Origin of the sequence: Leifsonia sp. SIMBA_070, assembly GCF_046534635.1 — a bacterium.
In the GTDB taxonomy this organism is placed as follows: Bacteria; Actinomycetota; Actinomycetes; order Actinomycetales; family Microbacteriaceae; genus Leifsonia.
On sequence record NZ_JAWRYK010000708.1, the window covers coordinates 1 to 248 of the forward strand.

Here is a 248-nt window from a genome sequence, read left to right on the forward strand (position 1 = left end):
GTGTCGGGATCATCGGGGTTGAGCACCATGCCCTTGCCGGCGCGCAGGCGGAGCACTTCGCGGCGCACGTCCTGTGCCGCAGCGCGCTCCCCCACTTCCACGCCCAGGGCCCGCGCCAGCTCGGCATAACGCACCGGCGCGCTCTCCATGCCCCGGGACAGGAGAAAATCGACGGTGAGCACCACATAGCGCGGGGATCCGTTGACCGTGCTCCGCTTGAGCAGCGAGTCGCGATAGCCAAACTGCAG

At 68.5% G+C, this 248-nt stretch carries 1 pseudogene; it reads right to left on the reverse strand.

The annotated features are described in order from the left end of the window. Positions 1–248, reverse strand: a pseudogene (locus tag SB754_RS22080) (UDP-N-acetylenolpyruvoylglucosamine reductase); the annotation flags it as partial.